At 34.3% G+C, this 17,451-nt stretch carries 13 protein-coding genes; 1 reads left to right on the top strand and 12 read right to left on the bottom strand.

Going from position 1 to position 17,451, the window contains the following annotated elements; genetic code table 11:
• Positions 1-18: 18 nt before the first annotated feature.
• The 5 genes from NHF50_RS10660 to NHF50_RS10640 form a co-directional block, all read right to left on the bottom strand.
• Positions 19-912 carry a helix-hairpin-helix domain-containing protein gene (locus NHF50_RS10660; RefSeq protein WP_252776373.1) on the bottom strand — a complete coding sequence of 298 codons (894 nt, stop codon included), beginning with the start codon at positions 910-912 and terminating at the stop codon, positions 19-21.
• A gap of 12 nt (positions 913-924) precedes the next feature.
• The gene (locus tag NHF50_RS10655) at positions 925-1,080 is read right to left on the bottom strand and encodes a hypothetical protein (protein ID WP_170108201.1); all 156 of its coding nucleotides are present in this window, start codon (positions 1,078-1,080) and stop codon (positions 925-927) included.
• Positions 1,077-2,897 carry a sodium-dependent transporter gene (locus NHF50_RS10650; protein WP_109569647.1) on the bottom strand — a complete coding sequence of 607 codons (1,821 nt, stop codon included), beginning with the start codon at positions 2,895-2,897 and terminating at the stop codon, positions 1,077-1,079. Before NHF50_RS10650 ends, NHF50_RS10655 begins: the two co-directional genes overlap by 4 nt.
• Before the next feature lie 84 nt (positions 2,898-2,981).
• Positions 2,982-3,203 (bottom strand): PspC family transcriptional regulator, encoded by a 222-nt coding sequence (locus NHF50_RS10645; protein WP_109569646.1) that lies wholly within the window; start codon positions 3,201-3,203, stop codon positions 2,982-2,984.
• Positions 3,204-3,217: 14 nt separating this feature from the next.
• On the bottom strand, positions 3,218-4,486 hold the full coding sequence (locus NHF50_RS10640) for a DUF2851 family protein (protein ID WP_252776371.1): 1,269 nt from the start codon (positions 4,484-4,486) through the stop codon (positions 3,218-3,220).
• A 77-nt stretch (positions 4,487-4,563) separates the two neighbouring features.
• Here NHF50_RS10640 and NHF50_RS10635 point away from each other — a divergent pair, with 77 nt between their 5' ends.
• On the top strand, positions 4,564-6,225 hold the full coding sequence (locus tag NHF50_RS10635) for a GLPGLI family protein (protein WP_252776368.1): 1,662 nt from the start codon (positions 4,564-4,566) through the stop codon (positions 6,223-6,225).
• Here the strand turns inward: NHF50_RS10635 and NHF50_RS10630 are convergent.
• From NHF50_RS10630 to NHF50_RS10600, 7 genes are all read right to left on the bottom strand, one after another.
• Complete coding sequence (locus NHF50_RS10630) at positions 6,222-7,094, bottom strand: cation diffusion facilitator family transporter (protein ID WP_252776365.1); 873 nt, start codon at positions 7,092-7,094, stop codon at positions 6,222-6,224. The two genes, NHF50_RS10635 and NHF50_RS10630, sit on opposite strands and share 4 nt — an antisense overlap.
• A 21-nt stretch (positions 7,095-7,115) precedes the next feature.
• Entirely contained in the window at positions 7,116-8,477 is a 1,362-nt protein-coding gene (locus tag NHF50_RS10625; protein WP_109570663.1) for a pyridoxal-phosphate dependent enzyme, read from the bottom strand.
• A gap of 136 nt (positions 8,478-8,613) precedes the next feature.
• A complete protein-coding gene (locus NHF50_RS10620) occupies positions 8,614-10,557 on the bottom strand; it encodes a putative porin (protein ID WP_252776363.1) in 1,944 nt (647 codons plus the stop codon).
• A 161-nt stretch (positions 10,558-10,718) separates the two neighbouring features.
• A complete protein-coding gene (locus NHF50_RS10615; RefSeq protein ID WP_252776362.1) occupies positions 10,719-11,765 on the bottom strand; it encodes a hypothetical protein in 1,047 nt (348 codons plus the stop codon).
• Between the two features lie 11 nt (positions 11,766-11,776).
• Positions 11,777-12,568 (bottom strand): hypothetical protein, encoded by a 792-nt coding sequence (locus tag NHF50_RS10610; protein WP_252776361.1) that lies wholly within the window; start codon positions 12,566-12,568, stop codon positions 11,777-11,779.
• A 12-nt stretch (positions 12,569-12,580) separates the two neighbouring features.
• Positions 12,581-14,056, bottom strand: coding sequence for a SusD/RagB family nutrient-binding outer membrane lipoprotein (locus NHF50_RS10605; protein ID WP_252776360.1), 1,476 nt, complete (start codon positions 14,054-14,056; stop codon positions 12,581-12,583).
• Between the two features lie 10 nt (positions 14,057-14,066).
• Entirely contained in the window at positions 14,067-17,177 is a 3,111-nt protein-coding gene (locus NHF50_RS10600; RefSeq protein ID WP_252776359.1) for a SusC/RagA family TonB-linked outer membrane protein, read from the bottom strand.
• Positions 17,178-17,451: the final 274 nt, after the last annotated feature.

The following is a 17,451-nucleotide window of genomic DNA, read 5'->3' as shown; positions in this document are numbered from 1 at the left end:
TTAGAAATGCTTATTTTTTTACATTTCCAAATATAAAGCTATTATTTTTATTTTTTCAACAGGAAAATCATTTATTTTTGTTAAATCTTCAATATTTTGAACTCCTCCATTCATACTTCTGTACGTCACAATACCTTTAGCTAACTTGTAATCAAAATAAGGAAAAGAAGCTAATTCTTTAACCGAAGCTGAATTAACATTAATTTTCTTAATCAGTTCCTTATTCTCTTCAGAAACAAAGAAACGATTATGCACTTTTTCATACACTTCAGGGGTAATTCCCCAAACATATTGCAATTGTTCAATTGCAACAAATGCCCCGAATTTCTCTTTTTCTTTTAATATAATATCAGAAATTTTATCTCCTATTCCATAGACCTCCATCCAATCTTCTTTAGTTGCCAAATTAGCATCTATTAACGAAACTACTTTTGATTGTGAATCTAAAAATTTATGATTTGAATTATTCTGCTGAACCTCCTTCCTATTAACCCAATCAGGGAACTTAAAATACGGAGAGATCAGAGCCAATAGAGAATCCGAAACACCCGTAACTTTCTGAAACTCCTTGGCTGAATTAACAAAAGTTCCTTCTGCTCTGAATTTACGAAGCTTATCCAACTCTTGTACTGACATTCCTAAAACATATCCTTTATAATCTGTAATAAAGTTGGGATTAAAAGGATAAATTTTAGATTTAGCATTAATCTGACTCCCTTTAAGCGAATCTATTTCCTGCTGAACCGCCAGCCATTGCATTTCTTTTTCAGAAAGTTTATATTCCGAAAGACTTCTGTTTTTATAAAAATAATAGAAAACCTGAATCAACAGTATCAACAGGGTCAAAATAAAAATCCCACTTCTGTGTTCAGACGAATACACAAAGTAGGATTTTAATTTCTTTATACGCATAGCTTGATAAAACTACTCAGGTTGTCTTTCCTGAACATCATCATTCTCACTATATGAATCCGGCTCTTGCTTAGGCGGAGTAGTCAATACTTTATAAAAAAAGTAACTGGCAAAGGCAATCACAATACCTTGTGCACAAACCATAGTTATTAACGCTGCTGTATTCATAATGTTGCTCTCCCTTCTTTTACACGTTTTCTATATGCTAAATATACCACAACTGATATAAAAATAAATAAACTCAACAGTAACATTCTCCCTATAAATTTATAAAATGCACTGTTCGTAAATTCTCCTTTAGCTATAACATCATTCGGTTTCACAACATCTCCTAATTGAACTGTTGCTTTTTGTCCTTTTGATGGATCAAAGCTATATTCTTTATAATCCGTAAAACTAACAACCTTAACTTGTTTGGTTTCCTTATCAAAAACCTTCTTCTCACTATCAAAAGCAATTTTAACATGATCTTCTGCCACATCAACTACTTTTCCATCCTTTTCACCGGCGGCATCAAAATTCTCTGCTCTGAACTCTTTAGCAAACCATTCTTTATTATAAGTATCATTATCTTTTACCTTATCAACCCAGTCAGGCACACTTGAAACCAAAACCCAACCTAGCAATAAAGGTGTAACAATTAAAATAATATACTTATAAATTCCCGGTAATTTAATATCTGCACCTTTATTGATCTCTGCCCATCCTTTTTTAATTCCGAAAATATAGGAAAACAATACAGTTTCAAGAAAAGCAAAAACCACCAAACTCACAGTCCCTGCCCAATAGTCGTACTGATCGAATAATCCTTCATTATAGAAAATCACAGTTGGCAGTCCCATGATCAAGGCTAATGCTCCGAAAGACCAGGCCCCTTTTGTTTTACTCCAATTAAACTCATCCTGCATAAAGCCCATCCACGGTGTACCCATAGCCAAAGAAGATGTTATCCCTGCAAAGAACAATAAGCCGAACCAGAATACTCCGGCAAAAACTGCTAAAACAGAACCCCATTGCTGGAACAGATAAGGCATTGTTTGGAAGGCCATACCAAAACCTGCATTTTGGATTACCCAATCTAAACCTAAATAACCTGCCGCAATAGGAATAACAATTAAACTTCCTAATACTACTTCCACGAATTCATTCATAAAACCGGCTGAAACAGCATTTAAAGCAATATCATCTTTTTCTCTCACATAAGCAGCATAACAATGAACCGTCCCCATACCTACAGAAAGCGTAAAGAATATCTGACCTGCGGCTGCCAGCCATACTTTCGGATTTGATAGTGAATCAAATTGGGGTGTCCAAAGGAAGTTTAAGCCATCCCATGCATTTGCATCCGGAAAAATATCCGATGCTCCGGATGTTCCCAAAGTCAAACCTCTGACTGCTAAAATAAAACCGAATAGGATCAATAACGGCATACCAATTTTAGCTACTTTTTCAATTCCTCCTAATCCTTTAGAAAGGATATAGGTGTTCAACAATAAACAGATGATATAAAAAACAATAGATTCATAAGGAATACCTGTTGTAGAATGGGACACATCTACATAAGAGTTAAAGAATCCCGCTACTTCACCCTGACTCATTTCACTGAATGTTCCCACAACAGAATGGTAAACATAAGACATAGTCCAAGATTCAATATAGCAATAATAGGAAGCAACCGCAATGTTAGTAAAAATACCGAAAACACCTATGTATTTCCATATTTTCCCTTTTGCCATTGTATCTAAAATATAAGGAGTACTGTGATTCCCGAATTTACCTCCGTAACGTCCGGTAGACCACTCTATGAATAATAATGGGATACCCATTACCAAGAAACATATTAAATAAGGAATAATAAAGGCTCCTCCTCCATTCTGTACTGCCTGAACCGGAAATCTTAAAAAATTCCCTAGCCCGACTGCATTCCCGGCCATTGCCAAAATGAGTCCGACACGCGAACCCCAAGACTCTGTTTTTGTTGACATATTATAGTTTTGGTTGTTAATTCCCCAAAGATACTAATTCTTAACAAAAAACAAAGAAAAGTTAATTTTAAGCTAACCTGCTTTTTACAGATCAAATACAGAGCTACGCTTAGTGTAAATCATATCTTTAAGTTTTAACAAAAAAGCTAACGTAAGATAAAACCCAAAGCCTAAACCAACAGTTATAAATGATATGTAAATAAAAAACAAACGTACATTTGTAGCACGCATTCCAAGACGCTCAGCCAGCCTTGATGCTACAAAAAAACCATGTTTTTCAAAAAAATGAAGCAGTTTGTAAATCATGGCTTAAAGGTACATCATTTTTTTAAAAGTTGTATTCCTATTGCACATTTTAAGCATTGCTTGTCATTGCAATACTTTTTCTTTAATTGTAGTAAAGCCTGTGAATCGTACGCATTCCTATTGGAAATATTAAGCGCTTCAAAATTACTTAGAATAGCATTGTGCTCCGGTTTCAATTCTCGCAAAAAAACTATAATTTTCTCTGTAATATCCTTATCCTGATATTTACTATAAGCATATTGTAACGGAATAACCGCGTTAATTGCCAAAAGTTCCGTAAACTCTGCCGACATCCTTTTCGATCTAAACTTACTCACCTTATCAAAAGTATAATGTGTATTCCAGTATTCAGAAACTTCTATCCTCAACAATTCTGATAGTTTTTGAACGGAATTCATTTGGTTTACCAATGTATAGATACTATGCTCATGACAAACCAAAGCGGCTAACTGAGCTAAGCGAATTGTCGGAAAATTATCCGGACGAAGCTTATAGAACTGCAACTCAATATAAGCTATCTTTAACAGTTGATATTTTTGTTTTTGATAGTTCCATATTTGCTGTAATTCTTTTGGATATTGCTCTTCAAAATCAGATTCCAACAAACCGGAAACACCAAAGAGCAAAGCTTCTATATTTTTTGGTTCGTGTCGCTCTTTCCGTAAAACAGAAACCGGAATTGCTTTTAGAATATTTAAAAATGCCTCTCCATTTGTATTTAATCCGAAATTCTTCGCTAAAACCGCCATGTAAGTAGCTTCCCAATCTTTGTTCAAACTACAAAAAAGCTCATGAATATCAACGGCGCGTTCTTCCAATCGTTCAAAGAACAAACGTTCTTTCCAATTTTCCAGAATAAAGTTATCAACTGAAGCTATTGAGCTTTCACAATTGATCCACTGTTTGGTGTTTAACAAATCATCTATCTTTTGAATCAAAAGACTATCTACAACATTTTGAAGTTCTAATACCGAAATTTCTGAATTATCTTTTCGGTACACTTCGGTATCGTGCTCCCAAACCACATGTAAAATAACATTATCATAATTAGCATCGGTTTCATGATGATGCAAATACCAATCGGATGATTTAACATGAATCTCAATATTACCGGCCCATTTTTGGTTACCGATAAACATTTGAGCATTAAAAAAATCAGGACCTGAAGTCTGTAAGTAGGAACCAAATTGAAGAATTTCAATTTTTTCTCCTTTCGTAGTAAATAAACGGGTTACATCAACTTGCTTGTGCAACCACAAGTAGTGTAAAATTTTTTCTTTCATAATAAATAATCTGTATGGCGTATATGACTGCTAAAATAATCAAAGTTTTATATTTGTAAAAACAATCCAACCAAAAAATGAAAAGATTTTTCTTACTACTCGTTTTTTTAAGCTTCTTATTTTCAAATGCTCAACATAAAACAGCATACAAAATCAGTTTCTCTAAAATATATAATGGTAACCCAATTGATACGGAAAACCCGATTATAACTTTCGCTACTACCGAACAAGGCTTGATCACAACTCATAACATTCAGACCCAAAAAGCGGATTTCCCTTTCGAACAAACTATTGTATATCCAAAGTCGGGTGAATTTGTAAAAATGAACAATTTGTCTAAAGACAAAACGATCAGCACAAAAGACACCGCTTCCTTAGCAAAGCAAGAATTTAAAATTACAGATGAATTCAAATCTATTTTGGGCTACAAATGCCGAAAAGCCGAAACAGTCATTAATTCCAATCATATCGATATCTGGTATACCACTCAACTACATATAAACGGAGGCCCGAGTGTTCTGGGACAAACTCTAGGTTTGGTTTTAGAAATAAACCGCAATAATAATTACATCATCACTGCCGAAAAAGTTGAGAAAACAAAGAACTTTACGCCATTACAATTAGACGAAAAACAATTTGTTGACATCTTAACTTATAACGATCTGGTATGGAAAAGTCGGTTTAAGATCATCCCCGTCTTTGAAGAAGAATTAGTCCGTTTTTCCGACGAAGCCCGCTCAAACGACAGTATTTTACGTTTCGCCAACGGTACTATTATTCTAAAGAAAATCCGATTTCCGGAATTTAAAAAAGGAGATCAAATCTTTGTGGAACTGAAAGAACAATCAAATGGAGATGCTTACGACCGAACCGGAAGTGTTTTTATAATACCGCAAGACAAACCTATCTCTTTTTTAAACGGACTGCAAGAAGGTGCGAAAACCCTACCGATCTATACTAACGGAAACGGAAAGGAATATCAAGGAGTTGTGGCTACTCCCGAATATTCTCCATTGATTGAGCTTATGCGCTTTTTCACACCTTTCGGCATCCATCAATACAACCATATCAGATTAAAAAATAAAGAATGGTATGATGCCGTTTCTTATAGAGAAGAAGTTTCTGAATTGCGTTCTTTTCTTTCCGGAAAAGAATTTTGGGTAGGTTGTTTTATCGGGAACTATGACAAAGGCGGACATAAAATATCTCTGAACATAAGCATTCATCACGAAGAAACGGAAGTTTTCAATTACGACACCGTTATTCCTTTATTTAACACTACCAATGTCATGGAAATGGCCGGTCAGGAATATGGTACAATGTTCAATAGTGAAAAAGGATTACTTGTATCTTTCAGAACTCATACAAAAATTGAAAATGCAGTATTGCGTTATACTGTAACCGGACACGGAGGTTGGGAAAACGGCGATGAATTTGTCCCGAAAGCCAATACTATATATCTTGACGGACAAAAAATACAAACGCTAATTCCGTGGCGACAAGATTGTGGCTCCTATCGCTTATTTAATCCTGCATCGGGTAATTTTGCCAACGGCTTGTCTTCATCTGACTACAGTCGCTCTAACTGGTGTCCCGGAACAGTAACCTATCCTTTTTATATTTTTCTGGGAAATTTATCTGAGGGTGAACATACCTTACAGGTACAGATCCCGCAAGGCGAACCTGAAGGCGGAAGTTTCAGCGCCTGGAATGTATCGGGAGTATTGCTTGGGAATTAATATTTATCAGGTTCAACATGGATGAGGACATGTCCTAAATTAGGAATTTCGTTTCGCAAATAGTCTTTTAATTTATGAGCAATTGCATGTCCTTCTCTAACGGATACATTTCCGTTTACAATAGCATGAAGATCCACGTGATGTTTCATTCCTGATTTTCGAATGAAACACTTTTCCGTTCCTAGAACACCCGGAACTTCAATCGCTTTTTCACGAATTTCCGCAATTAAATCATCATACAAATGTTCGTCCATAATTTCGCCTAAAGCAGGTCTGAAAATTTTATAACTGTTATACAGAATAAAACCGGATGCTAATAAAGCAGCCCAATCATCAGCCGTTTCAAAGCCTTCTCCAAAGTAAATCGCTATAGAAATACCAACAAAAGCAGTTACTGAAGTTATAGCATCGCTCCTATGGTGCCACGCATCTGCTTGTAACGAAGTACTATTGGTTTCTTTCCCTCTTTTCATAACGATACGATAGGATATCTCTTTCCAGATGATAATACCTGCCAGCACTAACAATGTCCATTTTTCCGGGGTTTTATGTGGCGTTCTGATGTTTTCAATACTTTCGTAGGCAATGATCGTTGCAGAAGTAACCAAAAAAGCAACTACTATAAATGTTATTAAGGGTTCTATTTTCCCATGACCATACGGATGGTTGTCATCTGCAGGACGCTCAGCATATTTTAGTCCGAATAAGACTAACAGTGAGGAAAAAATATCCGTTGTAGATTCAATAGCATCAGCAATAAGCGCATAAGAATTTCCCAAAATACCTGCTACTCCTTTAATAGCAGCCAAAGCAGTATTTCCAAAAATACTGAAATACGTGGTTTTTATAGCTGTTTTTTCGTTGTTCATTTTTTCAGAAAAAAAGCGCTATTATTTAATAGCGCTGATGATATCATGTTTGGTTATAATGTGAAATTTGCTTTCTCCGAGATCTACCAAAACCGCTTGATTTTCTTTGGTGATCAATTTTGAAATTTCTTCTACCGGAACCGAAGCTTTCACTACAGGGAATGGTTTTCCCATTACTTCTTTAATCGGTTTATCGGCAATGTCTTTATCCTCCACATAACTACGAAACAAATCTGCTTCGTCTACACTACCTACAAATCCTTTACTATCCACTACCGGAATTTGAGAAATTTTATATTTCTTCATACGTTCAATTGCATGTGAAACCAATTCTTCTGTCTTAACGGTAACTAAAGGCTTATCTATATGATCTTTAATCAAATCTTCTGCTTTTGTAATTTCTTCTTCTAAGAAACCGCGTTCACGCATCCAATCGTCATTAAAAATTTTGCCTACATAACGGCTTCCGCTATCGTGAAATAAGACCACTACTACGTCTTCTGGTTTAAAATGCTCTTTTAGCTGCAAAACTCCTTTAATTGCTGCACCTGCTGAATTTCCAACAAAAATCCCTTCTTCCAAAGCCAGTTTACGTGTAAAAACCGCTGCATCTTTATCTGTTACTTTGGTAAAACCATCAATCAATGAAAAGTCTACATTTTTAGGCAAAATATCTTCACCGATTCCTTCTGTGATGTATGAATAAATTTCATTTTCATCAAAAATACCGGTTTCGTGATACTTTTTAAATACTGATCCGTAAGTATCAACACCCCAGATTTTCACATTCGGATTTTGTTCTTTTAAATATTTAGCAACTCCAGAAATAGTACCTCCGGTTCCGACTCCCACTACAAAATGTGTGACTTTACCTTCTGTTTGTTCCCAAATTTCCGGTCCGGTTTGTTCGTAATGTGCTAAAGCATTACTAGGGTTATCATATTGATTTACATACCACGCATTCGGCACCTCTTCAGACAAACGTTTCGAAACCGAATAATAAGAGCGTGGATCTGTAGGTTCCACATCTGTAGGACAAACAATTACTTTTGCTCCGACAGCTCTAAGGATATCCATTTTCTCTTTTGATTGTTTATCCGTGATTACACAAATCAGTTTATACCCTTTAATAATCGCTCCAAGAGCTAAGCCCATTCCGGTATTTCCTGAAGTTCCTTCAATTATTGTCCCTCCGGGTTTTAATCGCCCGTCGGCCTCAGCATCTTCAATCATTTTAACAGCCATACGATCCTTTACGGAGTTTCCGGGATTAAAAGTTTCTACTTTAGCCAAAACCAAAGCATCAATCTCTTTTGTTATCTTATTGATCTTTACCAAAGGGGTATTTCCGATGGTCTCTAATATATTCTTTGCGTATTTCATTGTAACATGTAAAAGTTTAATGCCGAAGAAATAAGGCTTCTTCGTAATTTCCGGCAAAGTTATTTTATATATTCATGGTTTCCAAATAAACCTTTACCACTCCATCATTACGAGCCAAATTCTAACCTAGTATCTTTTATTTAAAGAAATTCCATACTAAACCGAAACGTACTAAGAAGTCTCTATACGGATAATTCGGCGCAGAAAAATAATTATATCCTGTCCATGCCGAATTGAAATGTTCAGCTTTCAGAAAAATACGGGTTTGGCGAACCTTAGCATTGATAAAAAAATCAACAAGCGGGAAGTTCCCTATCTTTTTCTCATGCTGGATATAAAACTCTCCGATCAACGGATTATAATCGTTCTGATAATACTCTGTAAAATAATTAAAGACAAAACCTGTTTGGATAAACATTGCTTTCTTAAAGGCATGCCCTGAAAAATAGAGCGACTGACGTGTTACAATTTCAGGAACGTTGATAATAGCATCTGTTTGTGATACATTTTGATACAGTACAGTATTATCTAAAGCCAATTTCCAAAATTTTATCTCTTTGCTTGCTTTTACCGAAAGGTAATTAATCGTATTCCCGTATTGAAAAGGTTTAACTGTTAAGGTCGCAATATCATTAGTTATATTATCAAAATACAGGTAATCATTTAAAATAGTATAATTAACATCTAAATTCAACCATTTTGTTTGAGCTTCAAACTCAAAATGATTCCGCTTTTCATTTTTAAAATTATTATACCAATTATAATCTACATAATCACTTTGAAACAATGTATAATTCAGATTGGGTAATGAGTTTTGCTTTTGGTATTTAAAATAAAAACTATAATCTTCGTTCAGATTATACCGGGCAGAAGCTTCAATATTAGAAATTGACTGATCAGTTATGGAATTGGAAAACAGCAAATTCAACTTAATCCCGTTAAGAAAATAAGTATAATTCCCTCCAAAAGAAGCTATTTTATCATTTAAAGAATTAGGCACTAAAATATTCTCATTAGCATCATAGACCACACTATTGTAGTAATAATTATACGTGTTATAGTCCACAAAGCCTATGAAATCTCCATATTTTTCAGTTGTGAACCCTACTCCTAATTTATTGTACAAATGATTATACCTTGTCTTATCATTGATCTCATTTGTATAAGAATCTCCCAATCTTTCAGACACAGTAGACTGCGTAAACTCAAAAAACTTATATTCCTGATTGAATTGATGCTTTATAATTAAACTATTGGGATTTGTTTTATTCAATTTAAAAGAATGGTCAATAAAAAAACGGTTCCCTTTTAAAAGAGAAGTCGCATCATAAAAATACACGTCTAGTCGATCTCTTTCCGTATAAGGATCTTCACTTGATTCAAAAAGAGACACGTCTATTACCCCTCCGTTTTCTTGATTGGAAATATCTTGCCCTGCAAAATGAGCATTTAAAATATAGCGTTTATCTTTTGTAAAATAACTGGTTGTTAAACGGAAATTACCGGAACTACTAATATTATTTATGTATTTACCGTTAGAACGCAAACCTTTATAAGCAATGGAGAAATTCAGATTAGGTTTCGTATTTACAGTCAAAAAGGCATCTAGGGTTTGACCCTGTTCCATAACTGTTTTATAATAAAGATCCGTTAGAGGAGTCGGAACAGAATAATACTTTATATCCTCCACTTCCATATAATTGAAATGTTTAGCACTGAATCCGAAATTAGGAAAAGTACCTTTCTCAACACGATTAAGATCTAAAGTATTATAAGTATGTCCTTCATTAGCAAATGGCAAAAGTCCGAATATATCTTTTCGAAGTAAATTGTATCGATATTCTTTTTGTATGCTTAAAGTTGTATCTACATAAGTTGTATCATTATGCAGATCATAGATTTTGTATAAATCGATCGGAGGTTTAGTTCCTTTATCTGTCAATCTTGACTTGAATGGCTTAGTAGTATCAGAATGAGTCTGAACCTGATTTTCTGAACGCTGGTCTAACTGCAAAGTTTTTTCCTGTGCTACCAAGGAAAATGTAAAAAAAAGTAAAACGCAAATAAAAAGATTTCTCATTATATTTTCAATAATGGCAAATCTACATAAAAAATACATATTCTCTATTCAAATGAGCTAATTTCAAAAAAACAGATACTTACCTGAAATAAATTTTGATATACTGCAAAACAAAAAAGGCTCCATAAAATATGGAGCCTTTAAATTATATATTGACTAAACTATTTTACTCTTTTAAAAGAATTAAAATAAACTTTCAAGTCAGTAGAAGATTTTCCACTTGCCAATAAAGTATCATCTGCTAAATTATAAACTTCGTAGGTTGCTACTCCGTTTGTAGTTGTTTTAACAAAATATACCGGTACTTGGTAAGCATCAGCATTACCTTCATCATCACCTCCGTCAGTACTATTCCAAATTCCGGACATGTCATAATCATATACAAAAACACCTGGTTTTGCAATTGTTAAAGTCACATCAAAATTAATTGGCAACATAGGTACTGCTCCGTAAGTAGAATAGAACCCAGCTACTACAAAGTATAATCCGTCTGCATTTGAAGTTGCAAAATTAACTCGCTCTGGACTATCAGACCAGCTATAATCTACTAATGAGAAACCTGAATTATAAACTTCTAAATCGAAATCATAATCTGCTAAAGTACTTTCATAAGGATCGTTTGGATCAGTAATATTAGTATAAGTTCTATCTCCGTTCCAATCCAAGATCAATACTAACTCATCAGAAATAGAGTTTCCGATAGTTAATTCTATTTTTTGACTTGAACCGGCAACAGTTCCGTTCAAATCAGCCATAGGTTTAATATCAAAAACTAAATTCTCAGTTGACTCAGGATAAATATCAAAATTAGCTGCAACAGTAAACGTTGTAGAAAGAGTATTTGCAGGAATTGTTGCTACAAAAGCTCCGTCAGTACCGTAATCTAAATCTGCTTCAGATAAAGAAATTGTAAAATCATTAGCATCAGCTGTAGATTCTGCTGCATTCAATTTAATAGAGAATTTCATATCCTCTTTGTAAATTCTGTCAGCAGTCAAAACAAATGTTGCAAGGTTCTCATTAACTCCAACAGTTGTCTCATTGTCTAACTCTAAAATATCAAGATTATCATAGGTTACAGTTACAACTGGCTTATCAGCTAAAGCAGGGTAGCCTGGCTCATCCATATTGTCATCACAAGAAGCTAAAGCTAATAATGAGAATAAAGGTAGAGCAAATCTAAAATTATTATTAATTAATTTCTTCATAGTTTATTTTTTTAATATGGATAAATTGTCCAAGTAAGATTAACGTACCAAGATACTCCGGTAACATTAACACCTGTGAATGTCAAGCTACCATCACCATTGATTACCCCATGAGGCATTGGTGACGTAGTACCAAAAATAGCGTTACCATCTTGATATTGCCAATCTGTAATTACTAAGTCTCCACAAACATCAGAAAACTCCCACCAATATACTGATGCAAATGTTGGGAAATAACTAGCTCTGTATTGACCAGGTCCGATTTCTTCAATTGTAATATTTTGTGGTCCGGATGCATAGTTAATATAATATTCACCTGCTAAATAAGAAGGACAAACTCCTTGTAATATAATAGTAACTTTTTGATATTGAGCCCCAATAATTGCATTATTAGAATCAACAACAGTCATATCCAAAACAATTTGTTTAGGATCAGCCGGATCAAAAACTACCGGATAAACTTTAAAAGGAATTAATGCCGCAGAAGTTCCTCCTGTAATTGTTGTACTAGTTGATGCTTGAACAAAATCAAAATCAACACCTTCTACGGCAGTAGTTTCAGTAGTGTTAATTTCCCAACTAACTACTACATCATCAGAAGGAAAAGTTTCATTAGCATAACTAATTAAATTTACAGGAACGTCAATCTGTGCTTCAGTTACATCTGTAAGGAAATTATAGGTAGTTTGGTCTTCCGGAAAACCTACAATCGTTGAAGTAGGCCCTAAAGACGTCACATCGTCATCACTACAACTCGCAAGAGTGAATAGTGAAAAAATTGATAATAAAAATACTTTTTTCATAACTATTTATTTTTAATTTTTCCAGAATGGTCCAACTTGGAACAATTGAGCTTGAGGAATAACAGGCACATTAGCAGAATTAGCTACAAACTCTGAAAGAGGATATTGCAATCTGTAAGGTCTATTCGGATATAAAGCAGTTGTAGCTAAAGGAATATTCGGATATCCTGTTCTAGTCATATCAATATAAGCTTCAATTGGATTAACACTATTTGTTGCTAACCATTTTTGAGTCATAATAGCTTCCATGTGATTTCCACCATTCCACCCTAAACCTGCAATTGCATCAATTTGAGAGTAATACGTTGAGAATCCACCGGCTCCGTATAAACTGAATGAAGCCTGAACTCCTTCATAAAAAGCCATTTCAGCATCACCTGATAAATAACCTTTGTCATAAGCTTCTGCTAATAAGAATCTAGATTCGGCATAAGACATTAAGATACCATCTGAATCAGCATCAGGCATAACCGGAACGATGTGAGACAACTCAGCAGGACCGTTAAAGTCTCCTTGAACAGCCCCAACAATATCACTACTTGACCCCACCAATTCATATAATACAGAACCTCTTGGATCAGTTACTCCATTAATATCTCCATTTAAGAAATCAGCTATATAAGCACTTGCTCTCGTATAATTATAATACTGTTGAGCTGACCCTGCTGAATTATAGAATAAATTATTGTAAGGATTCATATTAGCATCAGTAGCATCACTATATCCCGGATTGATTAATGCATCTGTTGACAAGAATACACCAGATGTAGCAATAACATCAAATTGATCTTGAATATAAGTCTGAGTCGCAGCATCAGTTAATTCAGACTGACGCAATAAGATTCTCATTTTTAAAGTGTTCGCAAATTCGATCCATTTATTGATAGCACCTTGAAAAAGAACATCTTCAGTACCTAAAACAGCATCATTAGAATCCGCTGTATAAAATAAATCGATACCTGCATTTACATTGTCAATCAAAGCTCTGTAGATATCAGCATCATTATCATAAGCTGGAGTCAATAATTCTTGACCCAAGAAAGCTTGAGAATAAGGAGCATCCCCATATAAATCCACTATATATTGCATATAGAATGATTTCATGATCAAAGCTACTGCTTTATGATTGTCATAATCCTGACTATCATAATTAATAATTTGCTGAAAATTATTAACCCCAACATACAAACCATCCCAAATATCATCATAGAAATTATTACTAATATCAAGAGTATACTCATCACTAGTGTTAACTCCTGTAAAGTTATTAACATCAGCGTACCAATTCTGCATAAAAATATTACCTAATATATTCATAGATCTGGCCTGAACACGGTAAGTCATAACCATTGCACCTGGCAATTGCATATCCGGACGAATATCCTCCTGATGAATATTATTAGGATCATCATTAATATCAAGGTAATCATCACAAGATAACATGGACAACGCCAAAAATCCTGCAAATAAATACTTTATCTTTCTCATATCAAATTAATTAAAAAGTTAGATTTAAAGTAAAACCATAAGTTCTTGTAGGAGGATAAGTCCCTACAACATTCAACCCTTGAGCATTACTTGTTGAACTCCAGTTATTTTCTGGATCTGAATAGAATCTGTTTTCTTTAGGTAACCACATGAATACATTTCTAGCATTTACCCCCATAGTCACTGATGAAATACCTGAGTTTTTCAACAATTTTGAAGGTAATGTATAACTCAATGCAATCTCTCTTACTTTAACAGCAGTAGCATCTAAGATATTATTTTCTGCATTGTTAAAAGCATAGTCATTACTAAAATAAGTTTGGTATGTTGCATATGAATTACCACCAGTTACAACATTAGTGTTTTCAATATATTGACCTGGATTATTAGGGTCTTCATATACAGAATTAGGGAAAATAAATCCACCTGCTCTACCATTTTCAGCAGACTCGATTAAGTTTCCTGTCCATGCTAATTGATACATAGATCCTGAGTAGAATACTCCTCCACTTCTATAATCACAAACAGCAGTTAATTTAACTCCTTTGTAAGCAAATGAATTAGTGAAACCAATTGTAAAATCAGGAGTAGAAGTACCAAACTTTTTAAATTCAGATGTATATAACGGATTACCTGATGTAGCATCTACAATCACGTTACCTGCATCATCTCTTAAATATCCGATTCCTTTAATTGTTGGAAATTCCTCACCTTCAACAGCGAAAACACCAGCCAAATCATTTATAGTTGCTAAGTTAACTTCGTTTGCCCCATCAGACACTTTATCAATAATTGTCTTATAAGTAGAGAAGTTTACTTTTCCAGTCCACTCAAAATCTCCTTCTTCTTTAGCTTTGATCGGAGTATATCCTAAATCAATATTGAAACCTGTTGTATGCAACTCTCCGATATTTTGTAAACTACTAGTTAATCCAGAAGTAGAAGAAGCTGTTGCTCTAGTAATCAAATCTTTAGTCTCTGTATAATAGTATTGACCATCTAAAGTCAATCTATCCTTAAAGAACCCTAAACTTAAACCAAAATCTCTTGTATAGTTTCTCTCCGGTTTAATATATTTATAAGTAGGTGACGTATTTGCAATATAAGAAGATAAATCACCATAAGGGAATCCTGAAGGAACAACCCCAATTTCATCCACACCATAAGTACTAACTGCTGAAGAGTTACCTGTTGCAGTAAAACTTCCATATACTTTAGCATAGTTAAGAATATCTCCTTTTATATTTTCAAATGCTTTTGTAGGAATGAATGACAAACCTGCACCTGGATAGAAATAACTATTATTGCTAGGATCAAGAACTGATGACCAGTCATTTCTACCTGTAATATTTAAGTTCAAATACTCTTTATAACCTAAATCAACATTAGCAAAAAATGAAAAAGTTCTTTTTCTTGAATATGCATTTGTCAAATTACCACTTGTAGGTAAATCAGGCGTTAAAACGTTAGTATAATTATAGAAAGCATTTGCAACGTCTAAATCAGACCCACCAACTGTGTTAGTTCTTGAATAATAATCCTGAACATTATTACCGATATTTGCTTTTAAAGTCAAATCTTCAGTTAAATCATAATCAAGATTAATCATGAAGTCAGAATAAATTCTTCTTGAAAATCCAGTTGCATCATAAAAAGAAGAACGAACAATTCTGTTTGAGTAATCGTTATACAAATCATCTTCACTTGTAAAAGCGTTTGTCCATGTAGTTGATCCAGAAGATGTAACTTGTACGTTAGGAGCCCAAGTTAAATTAATATTCTTATTGATCTCATATTTCAAAGACGCTCCGGCATTTACATAATCTGTAACATATTTACCTCTTACATTATCTCTAGTCCAATAAGGGCTTCTGTAATAAACATTCCAGTGACCATTATTTCCTGAGTTTTCAAACATACCAACCGGAATAGTTGTTGCTGTTTGTAACAATTGTGAATACAAACCTGCTGTAGTATTCTCCTGAACTTGAGAATAATACTGAACACTTCCTTCAGCAGTAAACTTCCCTACTTTTTTACCACCTTTAAACATAACATTTGTACGTTTCAAGATATCTCCATCAACAACAAACTCTCTATCTTGTCTATTGATTGACAATAATGCATATCCGTTTTGTAAAGACCCTGCAGAAACTGTCAAACCGTTTTGTTTGATAACCCCTGTTTTGAAAAAATCTTTAATATTATCAGAATCTCCTGTATATGGAGCAGTAAAAGTAGTTCCATCAGCTTGCGGTAAACCTACAGGTTGCATTGAACCGTCAGTTTCAGCACCCCAAGAACCATTCTCTATTGCCACATGCTCACCGTACCATCCTTGACCGTAACGAGTTTGTCTTACCGGCAAATAAGAAACTTTTTGAAAATCTATTGCTGAATTAAAAGTAACAGTTATTTTATCTTCAACACCGCTACCTTTTTTAGTAGTCACCAAAATAACTCCGTTTGATCCTTGTTCACCATATAAAGCAGACCCTTGCGCCCCTTTAATTACGTTAACAGATTCAATGATTTCAGGAGGTAAGCTTTGTAAAACAGACGCAGTCGAAATCGCATTATCAATAACAACTAAAGCTTGGTTGTTACCAGTAATGGAACGAGTACCATTAATTACAATTCTAGTAGAAGAGTTAACACTGTTACTTGCAGTATTAATCTGTAAACCAGAAACCTTAGCCGCTAAAGCCTGCACAACATTAGGATTAGCCGCCTGAGTAATTTCTTCATTTTTTACCACTTGATAAGAAGAAGTAACCTCATCTGCCTTACGCTTAATACCTAACGCTCCGACAACCTCAACAGCTTCAAGCTGCATAGCGTTCAATGTAACATTATAAACATTACCATCTCCAACAGTAACCTCTTCTTTCATACCTACATAAGAAACTTCTAAAACGTCTCCTTTTTTAGCTTTGATTGAAAAGTTACCATCGAAATCCGTGGTTGTACCATTTGAAGTGCCTTTTACCACAACATTAGCACCGGCAACGGGACCTAGTTCGTCAGTAACTACACCCGTAACAGTTTTCTCCTGAGCAAATGAAAACTGCATTGTTAACGCTACTAAAAGCGTAAAAATCCATTTAAACTTTGATCTCATATTAAATTTATTTGAGTTAGTTATTCCGCAAACTTCTTAATTATTTCTTAATTTACCAAATATTTGCAAGGAATATTAGTATTTAATAATGTTAAAACTTTTAGCGCTAAAAATATCTTTTTGGGAATACTAACACTATAAAGATGCACAAAACAGCAAAAGGTTGCGTTAAAAATTATATTTTTGTCAAAAAAATGCAATGTTAAGCAAATGTTATAAACAAAAGGTTTTAGAATGCGGTACTGACGAAGCCGGAAGAGGATGTTTAGCCGGA

This window comes from Flavobacterium sp. NRK F10 (genome assembly GCF_024054235.1).
Lineage (GTDB): Bacteria > Bacteroidota > Bacteroidia > Flavobacteriales > Flavobacteriaceae > Flavobacterium > Flavobacterium sediminis.
The sequence above is the reverse complement of the archived record's forward strand: the minus strand, read 5'-3'. Positions and strand labels throughout refer to the sequence as shown.

Excerpts from the sequence above, each read along its gene's own strand:
- NHF50_RS10655 (WP_170108201.1), bottom strand. The coding sequence starts at position 1,080 with ATGAATACAGCAGCGTTAATAACTATGGTTTGTGCACAAGGTATTGTG.
- NHF50_RS10645 (WP_109569646.1), bottom strand. The coding sequence starts at position 3,203 with ATGATTTACAAACTGCTTCATTTTTTTGAAAAACATGGTTTTTTTGTA.
- NHF50_RS10640 (WP_252776371.1), bottom strand. The coding sequence starts at position 4,486 with ATGAAAGAAAAAATTTTACACTACTTGTGGTTGCACAAGCAAGTTGAT.
- NHF50_RS10615 (WP_252776362.1), bottom strand. The coding sequence starts at position 11,765 with ATGAAGAAATTAATTAATAATAATTTTAGATTTGCTCTACCTTTATTC.
- NHF50_RS10630 (WP_252776365.1), bottom strand. The coding sequence starts at position 7,094 with ATGAACAACGAAAAAACAGCTATAAAAACCACGTATTTCAGTATTTTT.
- NHF50_RS10605 (WP_252776360.1), bottom strand. The coding sequence starts at position 14,056 with ATGAGAAAGATAAAGTATTTATTTGCAGGATTTTTGGCGTTGTCCATG.
- NHF50_RS10600 (WP_252776359.1), bottom strand. The coding sequence starts at position 17,177 with ATGAGATCAAAGTTTAAATGGATTTTTACGCTTTTAGTAGCGTTAACA.
- NHF50_RS10625 (WP_109570663.1), bottom strand. The coding sequence starts at position 8,477 with ATGAAATACGCAAAGAATATATTAGAGACCATCGGAAATACCCCTTTG.
- NHF50_RS10610 (WP_252776361.1), bottom strand. The coding sequence starts at position 12,568 with ATGAAAAAAGTATTTTTATTATCAATTTTTTCACTATTCACTCTTGCG.
- NHF50_RS10635 (WP_252776368.1), top strand. The coding sequence starts at position 4,564 with ATGAAAAGATTTTTCTTACTACTCGTTTTTTTAAGCTTCTTATTTTCA.
- NHF50_RS10650 (WP_109569647.1), bottom strand. The coding sequence starts at position 2,897 with ATGTCAACAAAAACAGAGTCTTGGGGTTCGCGTGTCGGACTCATTTTG.
- NHF50_RS10620 (WP_252776363.1), bottom strand. The coding sequence starts at position 10,557 with ATGAGAAATCTTTTTATTTGCGTTTTACTTTTTTTTACATTTTCCTTG.
- NHF50_RS10660 (WP_252776373.1), bottom strand. The coding sequence starts at position 912 with ATGCGTATAAAGAAATTAAAATCCTACTTTGTGTATTCGTCTGAACAC.